Source organism: Ktedonobacter robiniae, assembly GCF_016587375.1.
Lineage (GTDB): Bacteria > Chloroflexota > Ktedonobacteria > Ktedonobacterales > Ktedonobacteraceae > Ktedonobacter > Ktedonobacter robiniae.
Window position 1 is genome coordinate 4,136,713 of sequence record NZ_BNJG01000001.1, and the last position, 16,885, is coordinate 4,153,597.

Here is a 16,885-nt window from a genome sequence, read left to right on the forward strand (position 1 = left end):
ATTGGTAAGAAATAGGTTTGTAAATAGCCGTCCTCGCCAACTCACCCTGGCGCTATTTCCCTTACTTGGCACCAACAAACTCTCCAGGTTGTGATTCTTCTATCCTGTCCCATCATATCACAACAGGCGCGAAATAATACAACTAGCAGTACATATTTTGCCCTTTTTTAGTACTGAATCGGATTATTGATAAATTCTAAAGCTATTTTCGTTTTGAAAAAAATTCATAATTTACCCAGGCGATAATTATTGGCGCAGACATGGTATGTGGTGGGAAAATGCGCCGCATTTTCCCACCACATACCATGTCTATCTTTTGTTTACTGCCACTGCGTCCAGGCGGAGCGCAAGCGGTGGCGGGTCAGGCTTAAGGCCGTTGCCAGGATCAACAAGCTGAGTCCCATAATGGCCAGGGCGAGCGAGGATGGTAGGCCGAGCGAGGGCAGAAAGAGCGCGTGCATAGCCGCGATTACTACCAGGCCCGCTCCGCTGAGCACAAACACGCGGATATGGGTTCCGATACCCACCAGCAGCAGTATCAGGGCTTCTCCTCCCAGGAGCAGCGTGGGCGCCAACTCCGACCCTTGGAAGCTGAGCCAGAGCGTGGGGAGGAGCAGGAGGGCCGTGCCAGCCAGCGTACACAGTTGGGCACCTACTCGTTGTTGTGGCAGCCCTTCATCCCGTTGCAAGAATGCCGCGATCAGAATAAGAGCTGTCGCTGGCGGTAGTGTGAGCACATCAAACTGCGTCTGCTGAAGCGCCAGCAATTCCCACGATAGAGCCAGGCTAACAAGTAAACAGGCACTGTAGTAAGCCCAGCGTTGCCAGTTCGTCCTCCTTTGCGTATAGCCATAGGCCGCGATGAGCATAGACAGAACCAGGAGCGTGAAGGCGCCTGTGTGGGCCAGGACCGGTATGGTGCTGCTTAATCCTCCCTGCATAATCACGCTGCCAACTACCAGGACTTGCCCCATGAGACTGACGATTGTGGCAAGCTCTGATGTGGGGAGCCAGTGCGTGCGTGGGCGTAGCCTGTGCCAGAGCCATTGTGAGGCAAAGATGAGTATATTGAGAGCGCTATACGCCAGGGCAGCCTGCCAATTTGTGAAGGGTAGAGTGGAGATGGTCCATAGAGCCAGAGCACTGGAGAGAAGCACAAGTTCTGGCATGCGTTCCACTAGCATCACAACGAGGCTCAATGCGAGCAGTGCCACCAACATGCCTGAGGGAAGACTCGCATAGTGATGTTGTGTAATCTGTACCTGCCAGCCGAACATAAGCAGCAACCCAAGCAGACTGGCGAGGTACCAGGAGGCATTCCATGGCAAGACCAGAAACTGGGATGTGACTTCTTGCTTCTTGCCTCCTCTGGCAAAGATCTTTACCAGGCGTCCCACGAGCAATCCCACACCTCCCAGGCCCAGGGTCAGGGTTACTAGGTATGTGCTTTGCTGCTGTACCTGCTGTGCCGAGCATGCCTGGGCGACGGGATCGCATGTGATTACCCTGGTTGCCAGGAGCAGGCCCCAGGCCGCAAAAGCCAACACCAGCGCCTGCCAACGTGTCGGCGCCTTGCGCTCATTAAGCAGGACACCATAGGCAGCGAACGCGTACACGATGAGGATATCTGGCACGGCGGCATAGAAAGGAAAGTTGACGTTTGAGAGCGAGCCATAGATTCCTGTCAACAGGGCTGAAGCCAGGGCAGTGGCATAGAGTGGCAAGCTATAGTTGTGCCACCAGTCACGCTTCTCGTCTCTTTCCCCACCGCGAAAGAAGGCTATATACTTGCTGACGCTTCCTAGCAGGGCAAAGGTTAGCGCGATCAGCACAGGACGATAGAGATCACCCAGCGCGCCCGCGTAATATACCGACCAGGTCGTGTACACAGGTGCCAGCCATGTAAAGAACGGATCTTCACTTACCAGTCCACCGACGTAGAAGAGTTGCGCGCAGAGCAAGAGAACCCAGCTCGCGCTTGCCATTTCACCATAGATGGCGCCCTGCACGCCAAGCGCGATAGTAGCAACATTCGCGCAAACTGTGAGCGCTAGCGCCTGGCGTGGGCCACGCCACAAGCGGATGCTAAGCGTGAGGAGAATACTGGTGGGTGCAAGCCAGGTGAGTATGGCAAAGGTATTGACGGGCAGGCAGAAGGCCCAGACCGTGCATATGCCAGCGAGCCAGGTAACCTCATGCTCCTTGCTGAGCAGACCCGCGATATAGTAGAGTGCGGCACAGAGCAGGAGTAGCCAGAAGGTCGCGTGTAACGTCGCCTGGTTGCCGCTGCTGGTTCCCAGTACACCCAGCGTAATGGTCGCTATCAGCGCGGTGACGCCCAGGGCAATACTATAGGTGCGCCCAAGCCAGAGGTGTGCTCCCAACATGAGCAGGATGCTGATCGGGGCTATCCATGTCAGCAAGGAGAAGTTTGCAAACGAGCACGCAATGAGCAGAAGCAATGTGGCCGGAGTGAGCCCAGTCACGGCTGGCTCCTGGCTGATAAGGCCTGCTACATAGTAGAGCGAGGCACACAGGAGCAGAACCCAGGTAGCGAGCGTTGCTTCATGATGAACACTTCCACTAATGCCAACCATCAGTGTCGCCAGAAGGGCGCTTATTGCCAGTGGCGCACTCCAAACTCTCCCAAAGCGCATGCGCGCAGCCAGTGCGACGAGAATGCTCATTGGAGCAAGCCATGCCAGGAACAAGAAATTATTACTGGGCAGGCAGATGGCTACGCCCGCAAAGAACGCGGAAACAATCAGCCACAAAGGTTTGCGTGCCAGGATTGCACCGATATACCAGGCTGCGGCCAGGAGTGCCAGTTCCAGGAGAATAGGTACCGCGATAGGCTGCAAGTTCTCGGCGAGCACGCCCGTTGTTGCGCCAGAGAGCGTCTGTATGCTCTCCATGCTTGCATAGAGGAGGCCATACAGCAACCCCTGGAAGAGGGCAGGCCATTCCCAGGTGATGTGCTGGTATCTTGTCTCGACTCTACGAGGCCAGTGTTGCGCAAACTGGCGCGAGATCCCCGCTGCGAGTACAGGTAGGACCAGGCAGAGGCTAAAGAAGAACGGAATATAGTTAAAGAGTGGCCCTATTGCCAGGAAGCCTAACACCATTGACAGTGCTAGAAGGCCTGGACGTCGTTGCGCAATGGCAAGCCCATAGCTGATCACTTCGAATCCCAGTAGTAGGCTGAGCTGAATGGCTGCCGTTTGCGAGAGGGCGAAAAACAACGTCAGGCCCATGCCAGTGAGGGCGACAAGTTCAATGGGGTTGCTCCATGCCTGGCTATATCTCGCGCGTGCCTGAAAGCCCAGGGCGGTAAGCAGCAAAGCGACGCCCAGGAATAGCCAGGTGGGGTGAAGTGAGCTGAGCAGCAGAGTCTCACCGCAGAGCCAGTAGAGTAAGAATCCGCAGAGAAGGAGGAGCCAACACCAGCGTGCCTGAGCAGGAGCCAGTTGACGCTGCAACTTGGTATGTAATTGGACGCTACTGAGCGTGAGGAGTAAACCAAGGATGCAAACCACCAGGGTCGCGATGCTATCTATCATAGCTGTGGGAGTGTGAAGAGGCAACCAGTCGTTATGCGTGAAGGTATTAAGGAACACGTGTAGGGGCATGCTTGCTTCACCGAACAGGGGAGCGAGCGCTATCAGTGTTAAGCTTATGCCTTCCAGTTGTTTCTCCAGGCCCTGCGTTCTGAACTGGCGCATGAGTGAAGGCGCGAAGCGCAGCAGTATGTGATAGTAGGCGGCCACGCTAATAAGTACGACAGCGTAGCCAGCAGGGCGTAGTGAGCAGGCAAAGGCGATGGTGAGTGCCAGGACGATAAACAGGTAGCACGTTCCTGTGACCCAATATGTTTTGCGTGTTCGCCAAGCCATACCCGGGCACCAACCTAAAAGCAGCGCGATCTGTCCACAGAGCGCAATCTTCTCCTCCAGGTTGGAGATGCCGGGCAGAATGATGTATTCAGATGAGAGCGCTATCGCTATAGTCAAAAGGGCTCCCAGCGCGCAGATGCCTACCCAGAGGTACATGCAGACGCGTAGTGGGTCGTGCAAGACTGCCAGCCTTCCATCAAAGATGCTTGCGCTATTCTTATCGGGGGGAAGACAGAGCATCGCTCCAAGTGCCAACAGCATTGGCCCACAAAAGAGCCAGGGCAAAGCCAGGTGAAAGGCGCTGAGGGTCGCGACATCAGCGATGCTCAGCGCCGCCAGCGAGAGGTAGCTAAAGAGGCTAAAGCGCTGATAGACCGCGAGCGATCCGTACGCTATTGCCGCATATGCCGTGACCATGGCTACCAGTGCCGCAGGCGAAAATGTCACCAGGCTTCCAGACGCCAGGCGGTACGCAGAGAAGCTGACCAGGGGAATAAGCAAGGCAAAGATGGCAGTGTAGATGATCGAGACGATCCGAAAACTATCGAACCTGCGCGTTACAATCCCGGTGGCGCCAAAGACGATATGCACCAGGAGCATTACAATAAATGATTTCAACAGATCCGGAGTTGTAGCGATAAAGTTGAGCGACCCTGTGAGAAGGAGAAACGCACCCAGCGAGGCCACAATATTGATGGTCTGGTCTTCAAAGAAGGTCCGCAACGAGAACATCTGGTGTGGAGATCGTGCCACGGCCTGAGGCTCTGGGCTGGGTGCCAAAGCCTCCTCAGACCGACTTGTGTTTGCTCTCACAGGTATGACTGGACTTATTGGGCTTTGTGCTGGTCCAGGCTGGACGACTCGTGTTGGCTCTACTGATGGCATACCATTGTGTATATGATCTACAGGTGCGCTGATAGGAAGTGTAGGCATCTGTTTCTCACTCACGACAGATGGCGCTTGAGCGCTCATAGCTGGCGTGGGCGGAGTCAACGGCATTGGCGCTGGTATCTCCAGGTGTATCTGCTGAAGCGTATTAAGTCGAGCCTGGTGTTGCACGATCAGTTGCCCTACGGTGATGTTCCTATGCTGGTAGGCTGCGACCCGCACAAGGTCCTGAATCGACCTTCTAAGAAAGTTCTTCTCTTTCTCTAACTCGACTGGATACTGGCAACGAGGGCATTCCTCTCCCGGAGGGCTACCATGGATGGGTAGCTTGCAGCCAGCGCACCATTGTGCAATAGTAGGCATATATCCCTCTCTTTCGCTACGTCTCTCTTTATAAGGGGCCATAGTCTTGATGCTTAAAAAAAACAGGATAATGAACATATGAGTACGTTACAAAACATTGTACGTTCAGTAAACGCTACTGCTGAGTGTCATTTGTCCCATTTCCTGTACCTGGGGCTGGATAGTATGCCTGAAGCCTGGATAATGCCTCTTCAAAGCGCGTCTGCACATCTTTTTCTCGATGCGTAATCTTCTCAGCTTCATACAATGTGCGGCCAAAGCGAAAAAAGCCTTCTTGCTCAACATGGGCGACACTCGGTAGCGTGCTAGGAGCTGGGAAATGCTTCTGGCCTAGTGGATAGGGCATATGGAAGGAGAAGACGAGATCTGGAATAGCCTCGGTCTGAATCTCTAGCAAGTAGAGCGAGTAGTAATCCTTCTCTTCGGCGTAGAGACAACGCGGGCAAGCTTTGACCTCCTGTGTGTTCAAGCCCAAGTACTCCCAGATGCTCTCGTAATATCCCTCTCTTTTCTCTTCATAATGAGTTTCGCAGAGGTGCAGTGAGATTTTATGTGGTTCTGGTGGGCGATAAAAAGAGAGGCGTGCATATGGTGTTTGGGCAAGCAGGCGCATAGCCTTATTTTTGTGTTGGTACCAGGTGCTTTTCTGTTCCAGGTAGCGTGTTGCATATTTGGTGGCACGTCTGCTTTTGAGCTGGTTCTCCTTGGCCCAGCGGGAACTCCAGACGGTCCAGTATGCCAGCTCCAGAGTCGCAACAAGCCCAGATGATCCATGGCTCCGCCATTGCATTATTAAAGCCTGCCAGGCATCTTGCTGTTCTTTCCGCAGGCGTTGATGTTCCTTGCGGCTCTCGGCGCTCTTTTGTGATCCCGCATGCCGATTTTGCTTTGTGCGGGCAGTATGCTCGCCTCGCCATTTTGCTACATCTTCCTGAGTGATTGCCAGAATCATGCGGCGGTCATGCACCGGGTAGCCAAGTGTACGTCCGGCTTTTCTAAATTGGCGATGGGTGAGCACTGGTAGTTTGCCTTCCTCAATCCAACGGCGGCGCTCAAGAAGCGTGCATTGAAGCAGTGTTTGCGCCTCTACCGGCTCAACTGCCAGTTCCTCAGGATACATTTCTAGCAAATGTTGCCATGCTGTAGCGTCCTCATCGATCAGCTTCATAAGACGCTCCATTACCTGCTCCTTAGATTCTTTGAGCTTATGATCCAGCCCCAGAAACGCCAGGATCTGCGCCTTGGTAAGCATTCTATTGAGTTGCTGTGCCTCCATCTTCTCCTCCCATACCATCATCAAAATTGTGCTCTATCTTTTCAATACACTGCTCATTGCCAGAAGCGGAAAGCAAATAACGTCATTTCTGGTTGATGGTGTGATGTGCCCCGGGCTGCCATAGGCAGCCCGGGGCACATCACACCATCAACCCTGGCGAGCGCCGCAGGCGCGAGAGGTCATGTATATAGTGTGCAATAGAAAAGGGAGCGAGCGGGCTGGGAAAGTCAATTTCCCAGCCCGCTCGCTCCCTTTTCTATTAGAGCTATTTGTTAGGAAGGATTCTCTTTGAGAAGCTGCTCTAGTTTCTGAGTATGCTGGCGGCGTATACTTGCGCGCTCAATAATGGCGCGCTCCTCATCGTCCGCTGGCTCGAGGGGTGGAATGGGGGTTGGCTTGCGGTTCTCATCAAGAGCAACGTAGATGACGTTGCTGCTGGCGATCTTACGTACCTCGCGTGTGATAAGGTCCTCCGCTGTGACCTCGACGCCGACATCCATGCTGGTGCGGCCCGCATAATGTAGCTCGCAATGTACGGTGACCACATCGCCAATGAAGGCGGGGGCCAGGAAGTCGAAGCGCTCGACTCTGGCCGTCACGACGTAGGGACGATGGCAGTGCTTGATGGCGACGACGGCCGCGGCTTCGTCTACCATTCTCATGATCACACCGCCGTGGACGTTGCCCTGGCTGTTGGCGTCGATCAATTCCATGTTGCGGCGTGTGGTGCTGCGTGAATAGGCGATGCTATGCCCCTGGGTCAGGTCAACCTCGGGCAGGTTCTTATATCTATTAGCAATTCTCTCGAATGGATTCATTGGCTGTGACTCTCTCCGGCAAACAATATTTGTGTAACAATATACTTTATTATCTCATCACCAACAAGGCTGTGCATATGTAGCTGGCTGCATATTTCTATCCAGGGCAACAAAAAAACTTCCCACAGGATCGCGGGAAGTTTTTTGTTGCCTGACTTGATTTCTTAGTCTTCGCGGGCGCGTGAGCGCTCGTTCTGGGTCAGGTAGCGTTTGCGCAGGCGAATATTCTTCGGCGTAACTTCAACCAGTTCATCGTTGTTGATGAAGTCCAGCGACTGCTCCAGGCTCATCAGAATTGGCGGTGTCAGGCGTACCGAGATGTCAGACGTGGAGGAGCGGATATTAGTCTTCTGCTTCTCTTTACACACGTTGACTACCATGTCCATGGGGCGTGTGTTCAGGCCAATGATCATTCCCTCGTACACCTGGGTCCCCGGCTCGATGAAGGTATCACCGCGCTGCTGGGCGTTGTTCAAACCATAGGTGACGGCGGTTCCTAGCTCGGAGGCCATCAAGACACCCATGCGTGTGGTACCCATCTTACCCAGCCAGGGCTCGAAGCCGATCAGCATGCTGCTCATAGCGCCGTTACCCTTGGTCAAGGTCAGGAAGCTATTGCGGAAGCCGATCAAGCCACGGGTTGGAATCTTGTACTCGATGCGTACATTGCCGTAGCCGTCACTGGCCATGTTCGATAGCTGGGCTTTACGTGTGGCCAGGACCTCAGTCAGGGCGCCGATATACTCGTCCTTTGTATCAATGACCAGGTGCTCAAAAGGCTCAAATGTATGCCCATGCTCATCCTGGCGCGTGATGACCTCGGGACGTGAGACCTGGAACTCGTAGCCCTCACGGCGCATGGACTCGATCAGGACGGAGAGGTGCAGCTCGCCACGACCCGAGACGATGAACTCATCGGGAGAGTTACCGTCCTCGACGCGCAGGCTGACGTTGACCTCCAACTCGCGATAGAGGCGCGCACGCAACTGGCGCGATGTGGGGTACTTACCCTCGCGTCCAGCAAAGGGGCTGGTATTCACGCCAAAGGTCATCTTCAGAGTTGGCTCTGAGATGGCGATGGTCGGCAGGGCCTCTGGCTGCTCTGGATCGGCAAGCGTCTCACCGATGTTGGCATCCGAGATACCCGTAACGGCAATGATATCGCCCGCCTGGGCCTCGTCGATCTCAATGCGCTGTAGGCCGCGGTTGGTAAAGACCAGGTTCACCTTCTGGCGGCTCACATCGCCATCGCGTGTAATGCGGGCCACACTACTGTTGGGAGTAATACGCCCACGTGTGATACGTCCAATGGCGTACTTGCCCTTGTAATCGTCATAGTCCAGGGCCGTGACCAGCATCTGGAAGGGCGAATCCATGTCGACCTTCGGTGCTGGAATGGTATTGATGATGGTCTCGAAGAGTGGCTCAAGACTGACGCGCTCATCATCGGGATTGCGCATGGCGACGCCTTCGCGCCCAATCGCATAGAGCACTGGGAAGTCGAGCTGCTCATCGGACTTGGCTAACTCCAGGAAGAGGTCCTGCGTCCATTCCACAACCTGGTCGATACGCGCGTCTTTGCGGTCGATTTTATTGATAACTACGATGGGCTTCAAGTTAAGCTCTAGCGCTCTTTGCAGCACGAAGCGTGTCTGGGGCATGGGACCCTCAGCAGCGTCAACGAGCAGGATACAACCGTCGGCCATGTTCAGTACGCGCTCAACCTCACCACCGAAGTCGGCGTGTCCAGGTGTATCGATGATATTGATCTTGGTACCGTGATAGCTTACAGCGGTATTCTTCGCCAGGATGGTAATGCCACGCTCGCGCTCCTGGTCGTTTGAGTCCATAATCAGTTCGCCGACCTGCTGATTCTCGCGAAAGATGCGGCTCTGCTTGAGCAAGCCATCGACAAGCGTTGTTTTGCCGTGGTCGACGTGAGCGATGATTGCTACATTGCGGATGTCGGTTCGTTCTTTTAGCTGATTTGGGGTCTTTTCAGGGGTTGCCATAGTTGTCTCGGTATCGATAGCGTCAGAAATTTGCATGGTAATAGCGTAAACTCCTCAGGGGGCATAAGAAAACCGGACGTCCACGGCGCCCGGTGGATAAAGCAAGCAAGTAAATGGACCGACAATTCCAAGCTACATTGTAACGACTCCGCACACCTTCGTCAAGGCAAGCATGAATTAATGGGTAGTGTATATGGAGGCGGTTCCGGTCGGTACCCGGAACCGCCTCCATATACACTACTTCACTTCTTGAGCGCCGCAGGAGTGAATAGGTCTAGAAAAACGTGCGTGACTGCGCGGGATGCGTTCTATTTAATGCCTGGTCAACGCTGTAGCAAGCTGTGATCAGTGAAAGATGCGTAAAGGCCTGGGGGAAGTTTCCCAACGCCTCACCTGTAGGACCAATTTCTTCTGCGTAGAGTCCCACATGGTTTGCATAGCTCAACATCTTCTCCAGCATCAGGCGTGCTTCCTGGACGCGACCTGCCCGTGCCAGTGTCTCCGCCATCCAGAAGCTACATGGGCTAAACGTTCCCTCAGCGCTGCCCAGGCCATCAGGCGCGGCCTTCTTTGGATGATAGCGGTGAACCAGGGAGTCACTGCTCAAATCGCGCTGGATGCGTTGAATCGTGCTCAAGATGCGCGGATCAGTCGGACCCGCGAACTTTGTCAAGACCATAAGGAGCGAGCTTGCGTCTACTGCATCACTCCCATAGTATTGAACAAAGCTACCAATTTTTTCATTCCATCCCTTGCTCATGATCTCTTGATAGATCTGGGCGCTTGTGCGTGTCCAGCTATCGACGGGCGCAGGTAAACCCCGATGGCGAGCCAGGCGTAGGCCACGATCAAAGGCGACCCAGCTCATCAGGCGTGAATGCACAAAGGGCTTGGGACCACCACGTACCTCCCATATTCCTTCATCGGGCTTTTGCCAGTTATCCTTTAGCCAATTGAGTAAACGGCACAAATTTTCCCATAGATCGTAGGAGATTGAGGCGTATTGATTATAAATGTAGATGGCATCCATCAGTTCGCCATAGATGTCGAGTTGTACCTGCGAGTAGGCTCCATTCCCAATGCGTACCGGGCTGCTCTTCTTGTAGCCTTCGAGATGGTCCAGGGTAAGCTCGGTCAGGTCGTGTCTGCCATCGATGTTATACATCGGTTGCAGCATCATCTCGTTATTTTTGAGTTCATGACAGCGTGTGTCGAGCCAGCCCATGAAGGCCTCAGCCTCCTGAGTGAAGCCCAGCGTGAGCAAGCTATAGAGGCTGAAGGCGGCATCGCGTAGCCAGGTATAGCGATAGTCCCAGTTGCGTGTGCCTCCCAGAGTCTCGGGAAGGCTGGTGGTTGGGGCCGCGACAATGGCCCCGGTCGGAGCATAGGTGAGCAACTTCAGGACAAGGGCTGAGCGTTGCACCATCTCGCGCCAGCGCCCTTGATACTGACATTGGGCGAGCCAGTTCTGCCAGTAGGCCATGGTCTCGTTGAACTCGGCGCGATAGTGCGCCTCCGAATGATCCTGGGGCGCGATCTCATCGCAATTGGTGCTTTCAAGAATGAAGCGTGCGGATTGTCCCTGGTGCAATGTAAAGTGTGCTTCTACACCACCCCCATCGTTTGCTTGCAAGGAAACGGAGGATACGAGCCCCAGGCACATGCTCTGACTATGAAAAATGACGCCTTCCCTATCATCGGCAAATGTCAATGTATGGGCGTCGCGAGCATAATTGAAGGCTGGCTGACAGATCATGTCAAATGAAAGCGAGCCGCGTACCACGGAGACCGAACGCACGATATGATGCTGGCGATGCGAGCGTTTGCCGCGTTTGATGGGCATAAAATCCGTAATCTCAGCAACGCCATCAATGGTTAGAAAGCGTGTAATCAAGATGTTGGTCTCGGGCAGGTAGATCTGCTTATGCCCCATGTTAGGGGTCTCGATGGGGGCGATGCGGAAGCGACCGCCTTTCTGGGTATCAAGCAACGCGCCAAATATGCTGGGAGAGTCGAAGCGAGGGAGGCAACACCAGTCAATCGAACCATTCTTGCCAACCAGGGCCACGGTGTGCAGGTCGCCAATGACGGCATAGTCTTCAATGGGCAGGTAGCCATCCGTCGAGCGGTTGAGGGTCGTGGGCTGCGAATCTATAGCCATAAGAATCCTTTCGTCGCAATCTCTTCTGTCTCTTTTAGAGATATACGATTGACAATGGCCAAATAGATGTATTGATCTCTAATAGGAGAAAAGGGTGTGGTGGTGGTTGCGATCTGCAACCACCACCACACCCTTTTCTCATTCGTAACTTATATATAACTACTTAATCTTTGCTAGCATTTGCTGCACCATGTCTTTGAGGTCCAGGTGTGAGCGGGCATCCTGGCTGCCCAGGCAGGTGAGGTCGCTGCTGGTCTTGCCCTGGTAGGTAATCGTGGTCGAGGTGCCGAAGGAGGCTGATTTCAAGCAACCGTGGTGGGGAATCTTGCTCACATCGCCTACCGCCTGCAAGGCGGTATGAAGTTGCTGGATGGCGAAGGTGCCAGCAGGAAAGGTCTTATCCTGGTAGGTGCCGAAGTGTGTTTTGCCTTTCTGCGTATAACTCAGGCTGCCACTGCCATCGCTATGAATCACCAGCGTATAGCCGGGGGTATTGGTCGAGCCAGAATTGGTAATGGTGGCCAGGGAGCCACCAGTCGCGGCGCCTGAGCCTTGCCCCTTGGAGGTAGTATCAAATGCCGACATCGCTGTTATTCTCCCTATACTCATGGATGCAACGATAATAACTAGAAGGAGCGCTATGGTCGTGCCTCCTATCCATAATACGCGCCTCCCTGGTAAAAAGGAACGATGTCCAGGGGTATTGATGTGATGAACTGACATAAATTGCACCTCTCCAGGGTCAGATTATTGCAGGTAGACAAGCTTGGTTAAGTCGTTGTTGTTATCTATGAACTCTTTGCGTTCGTCGTAATGACGTTATTGGCAGGAGAAAAGTTCCCATGGATTGCTGCTATGGCGTTGGGCGAATGTAACTCTCTCTTTCCATAAACAAATTATATGGTCCAGGCTAGCTTGGCTTCCTCTCGCCGCTATACAGAAAAGCCCTCGTCCTGGTGATATACTCCAAATTGATGCACTATTAAGTTTACGCAAGGAGAATATACCCTATGCAGCCATCCACACGCATCCTGGCCGTTGATGTTGGGACCGGAACCCAGGATATCCTTTTGTTTGAGAGTGGCAAAGAGATGGAGAACTGCTTCAAGCTGGTTATGCCCTCGCCCACTGTCATTATCGCTGAACGCATCAAGCAGGCAACAAAAGTAGGAAAACGCCTGCTCTTAACGGGTGTTACAATGGGTGGCGGTCCCTGTCACTGGGCTGCCCGCGATCATGCGCTGGCAGGCTACGCCGTAGCTGTCACGCCTGACGCTGCTCGCACCTTTGATGATGACCTGGCAGGCGTCGAGCGCATGGGTTTTGAGATCATTGATGATCAAGAGGCCGAGCGTCGCGCCGCGCAAAATGATACCGTCCATATCGAGATGCAGGACTTCAATGCTCAGGCTATTCTGACGGCTTTTACAGCCTTTGATGTCGACCCCACCGTCGATGCCATTGCCCTGGCAGCCTTTGATCACGGGGCCGCGCCTCCTGGATATAGCGACCGGCGTTTCCGTTTTGACTTTATTACAGAGACGGTCCGGCGTCGCCCCTCACCCAGCGCCTTTGCCTACCTGGCCCAGGATATTCCCCCCTCACTCACGCGCCTCCATGCGGTGGCGCAGAGCGCCCGGCGCTATTTAAGTCTGAGCGGATCACGCCTGGATGCGCCTCTGCTCTTGATGGATACCGGCTCGGCGGCGGCGCTGGGTTCGCTTGAGGATGCCAGGGTGCGTGAGCAGCGTGAGTCTATTCTCTGCAATATCGGCAATTTTCATACCCTGGCCTTTCACCTGCGCGATGGCGAGATCATGGGCATTTTTGAGCACCACACGGGGGAGATTGATCGCGCACGCCTGGAAGAACTGCTCCGTAAACTGGCCCAGGGTACATTGACTAATGAAGAGGTCTTTGCGGATAGCGGCCATGGGGCCTTGATTATCAAACGCTTGCATGAGACAAGCACTCAGCCAGGTGGAAAATTACCTTTTCTCTCGGTGACGGGACCGCGCAGGGCGCTGCTGGATGGCTCTGAACTCAAGCCCTATGCCTGTACGCCTCACGGGGATATGATGATCACTGGCTGCTTCGGCCTCTTACGCGCGCTCGCGGACAACAACCCCACGCTCGCTCCAGCCATTGAGCCAGCGCTACTACCTGCCTTCAAGCTATCCTGAATATTATCCAGTTTGAGTCGCTCCCCGGCCCTGTTAACCTGGGATTGTGTGCCTCTCTCGCTTGTCCTGGTCTATGTATTGAGCCTTTGTCCTGGACAAGTGTATGCAGGTGCAGTGTTTTTCTATGGGTATATGGAAGAAGCGTTTGGGCGTGCTTAATTCATAGGCTTGCCGTGAGGGGTGAGGAATGGGATCGGTTACGAGTTCTGCGTTGGGGCTTGAGAGGAACATCGGCAGCGGTTTGGACACGGGTGACTTTTTCGCGGATTAACGATATCTGTGAATGGACGGCCTGGCGGGACTGCTGGAGTTTTCGCGCTATCTCAGAGGGGCGTTCATTAGCAACGATGTACTGGCATATTATTGCTTGCTTCTCAGTCAGACCTATGGCCGGGTGATCAAGAGCCAGGCGAGCCATATCTTCCAATTGACCATAACGACTACGTCGATAATCATTCAGGTCGTCCGGAGAGAAGAGCCATCGGTCGACGACACGTACTCCTGGTATGCGTCCTGCCTCAACCAGGTGCATAAAGTGCCAATAGCTCAGATCGAGGTGTTTCGCCGCCTCGTGAGTTGTCATCATGCCATTGAGATGCTGTAGGTTACGATGTAGATCGCTACTCCTAAGGACCATTGTCGGACGCCTTTCTACGGGTACAGCCGTGAGTTAAAAAGTGCCTGGCAAAAGACATTCTTAGTTACAATGAGTATAACATAGGAGCTTATAGTAGTTCAAGCTTGGGAATTCTGCAAATAGTCAAAAATAGGGAACGCTAGAGAATGCGGAGAACTTAGCCTTTGGGATAGTATTTCGCTCATCTCCGCATCCCAGTAGAGAAGAGAGCGCTTACTACTGATCCGAAACCCTGGCGTTTATCCCCGAATGGGGTGAAGCGCTAGTCGCGAGAGCGACGTTGGGTTTCGGAATAAAAATCTTAGCGACCCAGGTCAAATAGGCCCTGAAGGCGCATCGCCAGCATCATGTCGCCAGCCATCTTGACTTTGCCTGTCATAAAGGCGTTCATCGCGTCCAACTTCCCTCCTGCGATGTCCAGCCAATCCGTATCCTTAATAGTGAAAACCACGTCTGGCTTCTCGACACCGCCCTCAATCAACTGGCAGGTCTGGTTCTCAATTTTCGCCGCGTACGACCCGGCCTGCTCACCAGTAATATTAAACTGAAAGGTCTTGTTGAGTCCCGCTGCCCCTTCCGGCTTGAAGCGCGATTGTAAGGCCTGGAATGTTTCTGCTACTGTCATTTCTTTTCTCCTTTAAATGCGAGCAGGTAATTCCCTGCTGGCTATAGTATAGTCATAGAAACGCCAATGCCTTCAAGAACGCGTGTTTCTCGCCCGCGAAGCTCATGGGTAAAGGGGGGTGGGTGGCAAGAAAGAATCCTCCAGGTTAGAGCCGGGCTCTTGTATACAAAGTCCTCTAATGATATGCTGAAGGCAACAAGACGTCATTGACGTGAACACAAGATGTCGTAGAAAGAAGTAGGGGGTCCTATCATGTCCGGTGAGCGGATTGCGCGCAAGGTAAAGATCGAGGGCGGCTATCTCAATTTCAGCTCGGCCCACTTTATCACCTATGGTGGCAAGTGTGAGCGCTTGCATGGCCATAATTATGGCGTCCTGGTCGAGGTTGAGGGGACGTTGGGCGAGGATATGCTGGTCTTTGATTTTACTGTACTTAAACGCTTGACTAAGGAGATCTGCAAGCGCCTTGATCACCGCTTCTTGCTGCCCCTCCACAATCCGCATCTGCAATTGGCCTCCACTGAAGATGAGTGGGAGGTGCATTTCGCTGGCAAGCGCTATATCTTCCCACGCGCCGACGTGGCGGAGCTACCCATCGATAATTCGACCGCCGAGCGCCTGGCCGAGTATATTTGCAACGAACTCTGCCGTGAACTTCGGGCTTTTAACACCTCTAATCTCTCCTCTATTATGGTCGGCGTCGAAGAGGCCCCCACACAAATGGCTTACTATAAACTCTCGCTTAACGAGTAGCCATAAGGAGAAAGACAGCGGGTGCGCTTTCGAGCGCACCCGCTGTCTTTTCCTACTCTTCTTATCCCTGGCGTACGGCTTTGAGCCATACGGCTTGGGCGGCGGCAATCGCCTTGCCCGGCTGGATGTTATAACCGAGATAAGCCAGGCTGTTCTCAACAGCGCTTAGCGCGACCAGGACATCATTGGGGGTCATATAGCCCATGTGCCCGATACGGAAGATGCGCTCTTTCAGAGTTTTGCCCTGGCCCGCGGCATAGATGACGCCGAAGGTGTCGCGCGCAACCTTGAGGAAGGCCGTGGCCTCGACGCTCTCTGGTACCATGACGGCGGTCAGGGTATCGGAGGCAAACTGCTCTTCTGTGCACAACAGGTCAAGTCCAGCGGCCTTGATGCCTGCGCGGCACATCTCACCCATGAGGTGATGGCGCTCCTGTACCTGCTCCCAGCCCTCTTCTGCCAGCATGTTCAGCGCGGCTTGCAGGCCATAGTAGAGCGAGATGGGGGGCGTTTGTGGGGTCTGACCCTTGTCGTAGCTCTTGCGGTATTCCTTCAGGCTGAAGTAGAACTTGGGCGTATGCGCCTCTTCCGCCTGGGCCCATGCTCGCTTGCTCGCGGCGATGATCATCATACCGGGAGGGCACATCAGGGTTTTCTGTGAGCCGGTGAAGGCGACGTCTACGCCCCACTCATCCATGTGCAGTGGAAGTGCGCCCACGCTGGAGACGCCATCGACGAGGACGAGCGCGCCATGTTTTGCGGCCTCGGCGGCGATCTCTTTCACGGGATTAAAGACGCCGGTACTGGTCTCATTATGTTGCAGGCAGACGGCTTTGATGCTGCCCTGGTGCTTGTTGAGCACCTCGGCAACCTCGGCTGGCTTGGCGGCAGTTCCCGGCTCGTAATCCAGGTGCTCGACGGCATAGCCCAACTCGGCGTTGGCCTTGGACCAGCGCTCACCAAAATCGCCAATCACGACGTTGAGCACCTTGGCGCCTGCGGGCACAAAGTTGACCATCGCGGTCTCCCAGCCACTACTACCCGAGCTTGCCAGGACGTAGACCTGCTCCTGCGTGCGGAAAAGCGCCTGGAGCTTACTGGCAACGTCTTTTGCCAGCACGCTAAACTTTTCGCTGCGGTGATTGATCATGGGCATGGTCATGGCGGCGGCAACCTGCGGGGGAACAGGCGTGGGACCTGCCAGGTGTAGGGCAACTTTCTCTTTGAGCATGTGTATCTCTCCCTCGTTTCAGCAAACAAAAAAGGCACCAGATTG

At 54.1% G+C, this 16,885-nt stretch carries 11 protein-coding genes; 2 read left to right on the plus strand and 9 right to left on the minus strand.

The features are described from left to right. Window positions 1–320: 320 nt before the first annotated feature. From JMJ04_RS17230 to JMJ04_RS17255, 6 genes are all read right to left on the minus strand, one after another. The gene (locus JMJ04_RS17230) at window positions 321–5,144 is read right to left on the minus strand and encodes a hypothetical protein (protein ID WP_201371686.1); all 4,824 of its coding nucleotides are present in this window, start codon (window positions 5,142–5,144) and stop codon (window positions 321–323) included. Between the two features lie 115 nt (window positions 5,145–5,259). Next, the gene (locus JMJ04_RS17235; protein WP_201371687.1) at window positions 5,260–6,420 is read right to left on the minus strand and encodes a hypothetical protein; all 1,161 of its coding nucleotides are present in this window, start codon (window positions 6,418–6,420) and stop codon (window positions 5,260–5,262) included. A 272-nt stretch (window positions 6,421–6,692) separates the two neighbouring features. Further along, a complete protein-coding gene (locus JMJ04_RS17240; RefSeq protein WP_007905712.1) occupies window positions 6,693–7,238 on the minus strand; it encodes an acyl-CoA thioesterase in 546 nt (181 codons plus the stop codon). A 164-nt stretch (window positions 7,239–7,402) separates the two neighbouring features. Further along, on the minus strand, window positions 7,403–9,250 hold the full coding sequence (gene typA / locus JMJ04_RS17245) for a translational GTPase TypA (protein WP_201372383.1): 1,848 nt from the start codon (window positions 9,248–9,250) through the stop codon (window positions 7,403–7,405). Between the two features lie 274 nt (window positions 9,251–9,524). Continuing rightward, window positions 9,525–11,411: a glycoside hydrolase family 15 protein gene (locus tag JMJ04_RS17250; RefSeq protein ID WP_201371688.1), complete on the minus strand. Its 1,887-nt coding sequence runs from the start codon at window positions 11,409–11,411 to the stop codon at window positions 9,525–9,527. A 159-nt stretch (window positions 11,412–11,570) separates the two neighbouring features. Further along, window positions 11,571–11,996, minus strand: a complete 426-nt coding sequence (locus JMJ04_RS17255; RefSeq protein ID WP_201371689.1) for a hypothetical protein — start codon at window positions 11,994–11,996, stop codon at window positions 11,571–11,573. 425 nt (window positions 11,997–12,421) lie between these two features. Here JMJ04_RS17255 and JMJ04_RS17260 point away from each other — a divergent pair, with 425 nt between their 5' ends. Continuing rightward, window positions 12,422–13,594 carry a DUF1786 domain-containing protein gene (locus tag JMJ04_RS17260; RefSeq protein WP_201371690.1) on the plus strand — a complete coding sequence of 391 codons (1,173 nt, stop codon included), beginning with the start codon at window positions 12,422–12,424 and terminating at the stop codon, window positions 13,592–13,594. Window positions 13,595–13,754: 160 nt separating this feature from the next. Here the strand turns inward: JMJ04_RS17260 and JMJ04_RS17265 are convergent, their stop codons facing one another. After that, window positions 13,755–14,231 carry a helix-turn-helix domain-containing protein gene (locus JMJ04_RS17265; protein ID WP_007905702.1) on the minus strand — a complete coding sequence of 159 codons (477 nt, stop codon included), beginning with the start codon at window positions 14,229–14,231 and terminating at the stop codon, window positions 13,755–13,757. 301 nt (window positions 14,232–14,532) lie between these two features. After that, on the minus strand, window positions 14,533–14,856 hold the full coding sequence (locus JMJ04_RS17270) for an SCP2 sterol-binding domain-containing protein (protein ID WP_201371691.1): 324 nt from the start codon (window positions 14,854–14,856) through the stop codon (window positions 14,533–14,535). Window positions 14,857–15,108: 252 nt separating this feature from the next. Between JMJ04_RS17270 and JMJ04_RS17275 the strand changes: the two genes are divergently transcribed. Further along, window positions 15,109–15,609, plus strand: a complete 501-nt coding sequence (locus tag JMJ04_RS17275) for a 6-pyruvoyl trahydropterin synthase family protein (RefSeq protein WP_201371692.1) — start codon at window positions 15,109–15,111, stop codon at window positions 15,607–15,609. Window positions 15,610–15,670: 61 nt separating this feature from the next. Here the strand turns inward: JMJ04_RS17275 and JMJ04_RS17280 are convergent, their stop codons facing one another. Then, window positions 15,671–16,840 carry a pyridoxal-phosphate-dependent aminotransferase family protein gene (locus JMJ04_RS17280; protein ID WP_201371693.1) on the minus strand — a complete coding sequence of 390 codons (1,170 nt, stop codon included), beginning with the start codon at window positions 16,838–16,840 and terminating at the stop codon, window positions 15,671–15,673. Window positions 16,841–16,885: the final 45 nt, after the last annotated feature.

What these genes read in the sequence shown, in the direction of transcription:
- JMJ04_RS17230 (WP_201371686.1), bottom strand. Translation starts at nt 5,144, where the DNA reads ATGCCTACTATTGCACAATGGTGCGCTGGCTGCAAGCTACCCATCCAT.
- JMJ04_RS17235 (WP_201371687.1), bottom strand. Translation starts at nt 6,420, where the DNA reads ATGGAGGCACAGCAACTCAATAGAATGCTTACCAAGGCGCAGATCCTG.
- JMJ04_RS17240 (WP_007905712.1), bottom strand. Translation starts at nt 7,238, where the DNA reads ATGAATCCATTCGAGAGAATTGCTAATAGATATAAGAACCTGCCCGAG.
- typA (WP_201372383.1), bottom strand. Translation starts at nt 9,250, where the DNA reads ATGGCAACCCCTGAAAAGACCCCAAATCAGCTAAAAGAACGAACCGAC.
- JMJ04_RS17250 (WP_201371688.1), bottom strand. Translation starts at nt 11,411, where the DNA reads ATGGCTATAGATTCGCAGCCCACGACCCTCAACCGCTCGACGGATGGC.
- JMJ04_RS17255 (WP_201371689.1), bottom strand. Translation starts at nt 11,996, where the DNA reads ATGTCGGCATTTGATACTACCTCCAAGGGGCAAGGCTCAGGCGCCGCG.
- JMJ04_RS17260 (WP_201371690.1), top strand. Translation starts at nt 12,422, where the DNA reads ATGCAGCCATCCACACGCATCCTGGCCGTTGATGTTGGGACCGGAACC.
- JMJ04_RS17265 (WP_007905702.1), bottom strand. Translation starts at nt 14,231, where the DNA reads ATGGTCCTTAGGAGTAGCGATCTACATCGTAACCTACAGCATCTCAAT.
- JMJ04_RS17270 (WP_201371691.1), bottom strand. Translation starts at nt 14,856, where the DNA reads ATGACAGTAGCAGAAACATTCCAGGCCTTACAATCGCGCTTCAAGCCG.
- JMJ04_RS17275 (WP_201371692.1), top strand. Translation starts at nt 15,109, where the DNA reads ATGTCCGGTGAGCGGATTGCGCGCAAGGTAAAGATCGAGGGCGGCTAT.
- JMJ04_RS17280 (WP_201371693.1), bottom strand. Translation starts at nt 16,840, where the DNA reads ATGCTCAAAGAGAAAGTTGCCCTACACCTGGCAGGTCCCACGCCTGTT.